The following is a 5,004-nucleotide window of genomic DNA, read 5'->3' on the forward strand; positions in this document are numbered from 1 at the left end:
CTACAGACCTACAGACCTACAGACCTACAGACCTACAGACCTACAGACCTACAGACCTACAGATTGGTATTTGTCATTTAATATCAAGGGGAGTACCACTGCAGTAGAGAGTTACTGCAGTGATAAGGGCGCCAATTATAAAATTTGATTTAGAATATGATCGGCTTTTACGCGGCGAATACGCGTGATAAGTTTTTTGACTTGAGCTGGGTAGCTATCAATTTTTTCAATTTGCTTATAACTACCTATGAGCTGTGTATGTTCAAGAATACAATCTAACTCTCGTTGCTGTTGCTCTGCGAGTAGTTGATTTTTGTCATGAATTAAAATGGCGTTTTCAAGATCAAGTTTCCAAGCCCGTGGATTCAAGTTGTTTCCTGTGACTAACATATAGCGGCGATCAACCCAAACGCCTTTTAAATGGAAGCTATTATTATCGTGTTTCCATAAATGGATCGCTAATTGACGATGTGCAATAGCGGCTTCATTATGCTTGGCAAAATTACGGAGATTGACTTCATATAAGTAAGGCAAGCCAGCAATGGTCTTAAAAGGCTCTGATGGCGGAATATAAAAGTCATTCGCGGTTTTATCTCCGACAACTATTGTGACCTTAACACCACGTTTCAGAGCTTTTTTTACTTCGCGACTTACCATTCTTGGAAAGTTGAAGTAGGGAGTACAAATTGTCAGCTCAGACTGTGCACTTGCAATCAGTGTACAAATATCCTGGTTAAGTTTATTTTTACGCTTACCTAAACCTATAAGAGGTGTTAGTCCTACCTCGTCATTTCCTATTTCATCTGGTTCAAAGTGGTAAGCAGCTTGTTGTAACTCTGAACGTAGATCTCGAATAGCCGTTTTCAATGACTTTGTATCGGGTCTTTCCGGCTGTGCGAGGCAGTTAACTGCATTACTAGCAACAAGTATAGTAGTAATGAACTGAGCCATGCTGTTAGCTAGCTTTTGATTTTTAATTACGTGGTAGCGGTCGTAACGGTAACGGTTATGTTGAGCGAGATACACATCATTTAAGCTTGCGCCGCTATAAATCACATTATCGTCAATAACAAAGCCTTTAAGATGCAGAACACCAAATACTTCCCTATTACGAACGGGTACGCCAAGCACATCAATCTTATGAAGGTATTTTTCTGCGTATTCACGATATAGCGCAGCATTACCATCGGACTGACTGGCACCAATTAAGCCTCGCTGAGCTCTATGCCAATCAACTAATACTTTTATATCAAGTTCGGGGTTGAGCTGCTTAGCTTCATACAGAGCGGTAAGCACACCTCTTCCTGCTTCATCATCTTGAAGATATAAAGCAACTAAGTAAATGCGTTCTTTAGCTGATTTTATTTCTTGATATAGACGCTCTCTAAACGAATTTGCATCAAAAAGAGTCTCTAAATTCTCGGGCTTGTGCGCAATACATGGCAGTTGTTCAATGAGCTGCCTGTTAGCAATAGCTGAATCCATTATCGCCTCGTTTACACGATCTATAAGTAGATGAATTTTGATTAAGGGATCAATTATACCAGAAAAAAAGCGAAGTCAATGTATCTAGTGTTTAGATATGTTTTTGCTCATGTTTTAAGAGGTAACCTAATTGATATATACCATTGGAATTAGATTTTTACCGCTATTGGCATAGCGCTGAAAACGTTGCTTTATATTATTGGGTAGGGTTTCACTATCAATGGTTTGAAACCCTGACTTTTGATAAAACACTTCTAATTCTTGGAAGGCGAAGCAATAACATGTTTGTCGGTTTATTTGACTTCGACATGCTTCAATGAGTTTATAAGCAATACCCTGTAAACGATATTCTGGGGCGACAAGCATTCCTGTTAGTAGTTGCATATTATCAATAGTTTTAAATCGTACTGATGCAATAATGCTATGGTTTGACTCAGCGACCCAGATTATTTCATCTCTCTTTGCTTTTCCTGAGGGATAGAATGACTTATAAATTTTATTAACTAAAGGTAAACGGATAGGATCAAGCTGACGATAAATAATTTGAGACATGGGAAAACACTGCGTTGTTGAATGGGATCAGGTAAAATACCTGCAATTCGTAGTTAGAAGTATAAAGATTTGGTTGTGTATTAACATGAAAGTTTTGCAAGAGAATGGTTTAGCGCCTTATCACACTTTTGGCATTAATGTTTCTGCTAAAAGTATTATTGAAGCGTCAAGTGCTGAAGATTTCCTAACGATCTGGCAAGACGACATGTATAAGGACAGCCCTAAATTAGTTGTGGGTCAGGGGAGTAATTTACTTTTTTGTGAAGATTACCAAGGTGTTATTGTTTTAAATCGCATCAAAGGTATAGCATTTACTGAAACTGAAAATTATGTGGATTTACATGTTGGTGGCGGTGAAGACTGGCATAAATTTGTTGCTTGGACGATCGAAAATGGTTTTAATGGTTTAGAAAACTTAGCGCTTATTCCTGGTTGTGTCGGATCTTCACCAATTCAGAATATTGGCGCTTATGGTGTCGAAATCAAAGATGTGTGTCATTATGTTGATGTACTAAATATCAATACCGGTATGGTCACGCGTCTTCCCGCCGTTGAATGCCGTTTTGGCTATCGTGACTCAATTTTCAAACACGAATTAAAAAATGATCACATCATTACAGCCGTTGGTTTTCGCTTAACAAAAGCTTGGCAACCTCAGATCAGCTATGGCCCATTAGCGAATTTTTCACTAGATACGGTAACAGCGAAAGAAATATTTGATGAAGTCTGCTCTATTCGTCGTGAAAAATTACCTGATCCTACTGTGATCGGTAATGCGGGTAGTTTTTTCAAAAATCCAATTATTTCGCTAAATGCTCGTGATGAACTTTTAGCTGAATACCCGAATATGCCAAGTTATTCTGTTGATGCTAAGCATTGTAAATTAGCGGCTGGTTGGTTAATTGATCAATGTGGTTTAAAAGGACATCAAATTGGTGGTGCTAAAATTCATCAGCAGCAAGCACTAGTATTAACAAATGTTGGTAATGCAACGGCGCATGATGTACTTCAGTTAGCGCAATGTGTTGTTGATACTGTAATGGCTAAATTTGGTGTCTCTCTCGAACACGAAGTGCGTTTTATGGCACAGAATGCAGAAACAAACCTCAACGAGATGTTGCAATGAAAGATCATACAGTACGTCTAGCTTTGATTGACTTACTCTCTGATGGTGAATTTCATTCAGGAGAGGTATTAGGGCAAGCTCTAGGTATGACTCGTGCTGCAATCGCAAAGCAAATTCAAGTGATTCAGCAATGGGGGCTTGATATATTTAGAGTACAAGGTAAAGGTTATTGCCTTGCATCAGCGATTGATTTACTCGATAAGTTAGAAATTTTAGCGAAGATCAATTGTCCTCATCTTGATTTAATTCCTGTCATAGATTCAACCAATCAATATCTTTTAGATAGAGTAGGGCAACTACCTAGCGGTAGTGTGTGTTTGGCTGAATATCAAGAAGCTGGCCGTGGACGACGTGGACGACAATGGATTTCGCCGTTTGGTAGTAATTTATATCTTTCTATTTATTGGCGCTTAGATGCAGGTATGGCGGCGGCAATGGGATTAAGTTTAGTCGTAGGTGTAGCGATTGCTGAAACCTTGCAGAAACTTGGCGCGCATGACGTTCGTGTTAAGTGGCCTAATGATATTTATTATCAGGATAAGAAACTTGCTGGCATTCTTGTTGAAATGACTGGTCAAGCAGGGGATGCTGCGCATTTAGTGATTGGGATGGGGCTAAATATTAATATGCCACTGTCAGAGAAAAATGAAATCACGCAAGCGTGGACAACATTATCGCAAGCTTGTGATAGCTTACCATCTAGAAATGTCTTAGCTGCAACATTGATCTCACACCTTGATCAAACACTCTCTGATTATGAAGTTCAAGGTTTAGTTGGCTTTGTGGATCGGTGGAACCAAATTGATAACTTTTTAAACCGCCCTGTAAAATTATTAATCGGTGAGCGAACCATTAAAGGTATTGCTCGCGGGATTGATGCTCAAGGGGCTTTATTATTGGAAACCGAAACGGGTATTACACCGTATATCGGTGGTGAAATCAGCCTTAGAGGTTGCTGATGCAATTATTAATTGAAGCAGGCAATACTTATGTCAAAGTTGCCGTACTTACTCAAGATGAACATATTGAACAAATTGGTAAATACCCAAGCCAAAAATTAGATCTTGTTTTACAGCCGTTACTTGAAGGTAATATTGAACGTATTGTTTTTGCAAGTGTAGGGCCGGTTGAGGTTGATAATACGATTCAACGTATTGCACAAATGGCCAATATTCCTGTTATTCAAGTAAAAACTGCACGTGAAGATTTCGGTGTTGTTAATGCATACTCAGAATATCAATACCTTGGTGTTGACCGTTGGCTCACACTTGTGGCTATCCATCAAAATTTTAAGCAACCTACGGTGATTGTTGATATAGGTACCGCATTAACGTTTGATGTGATGGATAGTAATGGAAAACATCTTGGTGGTTGGATTATGCCTGGTTATCAGTTAATGATGAAATCAGTGCTAGATAATACGACCAAGGTGTTTTCAGATAGTGAGCATAGTGAATCATTAACACTCGCAAATAACACTGCTGATGGTTTAAAAAATGGTTGTCGTGCTGCGTTGGTTGGGTTGATAGAGTTTGGTTTAAAACAAGCATCTACAGAATTGCATGAAGCACCTGCGGTTATTTTATGTGGTGGTGGTGTTCGTCACCTGCCAAAATCGTGGTGCAAACCTTTTTATCATCGATCAGAGTTAGTACTTGAAGGGTTGGGATTGTATGCAAAGCGCCGTTAATGCCCAAAATTACGACAGTTAAATAAAAAACAACAAAAAAAACACACTAGGGTATTGCAACAAAAATAATCATTATCTAGAATGCGCACCACTAACGCCGACTTAGCTCAGTAGGTAGAGCAACTGACTTGTAATCAGTAGGTCACCAGTT

The 5,004-nt window shown here is 39.0% G+C and carries 5 protein-coding genes; 3 read left to right on the forward strand and 2 right to left on the reverse strand.

The window, feature by feature from the left end; genetic code table 11:
- Nucleotides 1-135: 135 nt before the first annotated feature.
- Both pssA and I3259_RS19870 read right to left on the reverse strand, forming a co-directional pair.
- Nucleotides 136-1,485, reverse strand: a complete 1,350-nt coding sequence (pssA, locus tag I3259_RS19865) for a CDP-diacylglycerol--serine O-phosphatidyltransferase (RefSeq protein ID WP_238031402.1) — start codon at nt 1,483-1,485, stop codon at nt 136-138.
- A gap of 126 nt (nt 1,486-1,611) precedes the next feature.
- Entirely contained in the window at nt 1,612-2,037 is a 426-nt protein-coding gene (locus I3259_RS19870) for a GNAT family N-acetyltransferase (protein ID WP_238031403.1), read from the reverse strand.
- 85 nt (nt 2,038-2,122) lie between these two features.
- On the opposite strand from I3259_RS19870, the gene murB reads away from it, so the two are divergent.
- Genes murB through I3259_RS19885 form a run of 3 tightly spaced genes read left to right on the forward strand, consistent with a single transcriptional unit; the run spans nt 2,123 to nt 4,853 of the window.
- Entirely contained in the window at nt 2,123-3,163 is a 1,041-nt protein-coding gene (gene murB / locus I3259_RS19875; RefSeq protein ID WP_238031404.1) for a UDP-N-acetylmuramate dehydrogenase, read from the forward strand.
- The gene (birA, locus tag I3259_RS19880; RefSeq protein ID WP_238031405.1) at nt 3,160-4,122 is read left to right on the forward strand and encodes a bifunctional biotin--[acetyl-CoA-carboxylase] ligase/biotin operon repressor BirA; all 963 of its coding nucleotides are present in this window, start codon (nt 3,160-3,162) and stop codon (nt 4,120-4,122) included. The genes murB and birA overlap by 4 nt, the downstream gene beginning before the upstream one ends.
- Nucleotides 4,122-4,853 carry a type III pantothenate kinase gene (locus tag I3259_RS19885; protein ID WP_238031406.1) on the forward strand — a complete coding sequence of 244 codons (732 nt, stop codon included), beginning with the start codon at nt 4,122-4,124 and terminating at the stop codon, nt 4,851-4,853. Before birA ends, I3259_RS19885 begins: the two co-directional genes overlap by 1 nt.
- The last annotated feature ends 151 nt before the right edge of the window (nt 4,854-5,004 follow it).

The sequence above is a fragment of the Photobacterium sp. Ph5 genome (assembly GCF_022129445.1).
Classification (GTDB): Bacteria; Pseudomonadota; Gammaproteobacteria; order Enterobacterales; family Vibrionaceae; genus Photobacterium.